Genomic DNA, 814 nt, shown 5'->3' with positions numbered 1-814 from the left:
GGGAGGACGATTACCACGGTGTGGTTCATGACTGGGGTGAAGTCGTAACAAGGTAGCCGTAGGGGAACCTGCGGCTGGATCACCTCCTTAAACGAAGCCGAATGCTTCGGTCAGAGTCCACACGAATTACTTGGTTGGCTAATAAAGAGAGCAAACTCGGGTCTGTAGCTCAGGTGGTTAGAGCGCACCCCTGATAAGGGTGAGGTCGGTGGTTCAAGTCCACCCAGACCCACCAAAATTGCGTTATCCGTCGTTATCGCCGGGCTCACGTGCTACTCGCACGCTACACCCGTCGATGCCTAGGCTAACCCAATTTTCCGAGTTCGCCGAATCGTATCGGTGACTTGGTGTAGTAAGCCTCGAACATTGAGGCAATCGCGGATGCGCCGGACAGGTTTTGTCAATCTAGGCGCGGTGTGAGCGAGTGAAGGAGTGACCCTCGATGGGTCATGACTGATGCGAGCGAAGACTGCAACGACGAGTGACAAAGGCTGGACAAGCAGACGGGGCCGTAGCTCAGCTGGGAGAGCGCCTGCCTTGCACGCAGGAGGTCAGGAGTTCGATCCTCCTCGGCTCCACCAAATTTTTACTGACTAGCCTTAATGGGTTAGCAGTGTACAGAAACAAGCGTTTCAGTTGTGTGACTCTGTTGAGAGTGGCGACTGAAGGTCTTCTTTCTGATCACTGGGTCAGATTTGCTCTTTAACAAATTGGACGAGATAGAACACGAATAGATTTCTCTCATTATCTCCGAGAGAAACTGTTCAAAGTGATAGCGATTTCAAGCGTTATCCGGTGTTGTCGTTGAAGTGGT

2 tRNA genes and 1 rRNA gene are annotated in these 814 nt (G+C 52.1%); all 3 read left to right on the top strand.

Features of this window, described 5'->3' with window-relative positions:
* Nucleotides 1-90: ribosomal RNA gene (locus tag H3Z84_RS05145) — 16S ribosomal RNA — on the top strand; the annotation flags it as partial.
* Nucleotides 91-158: 68 nt separating this feature from the next.
* A tRNA-Ile gene (locus H3Z84_RS05140) sits at nt 159-235 on the top strand.
* Between the two features lie 270 nt (nt 236-505).
* A tRNA-Ala gene (locus H3Z84_RS05135) sits at nt 506-581 on the top strand.
* Nucleotides 582-814 lie beyond the last annotated feature (233 nt).

Source organism: Marinobacter sp. bablab_jr003 (genome assembly GCF_016464245.1).
GTDB classification, from domain to species: Bacteria; Pseudomonadota; Gammaproteobacteria; order Pseudomonadales; family Oleiphilaceae; genus Marinobacter; species Marinobacter vinifirmus.
The sequence above is the reverse complement of the archived record's forward strand: the minus strand, read 5'-3'. Positions and strand labels throughout refer to the sequence as shown.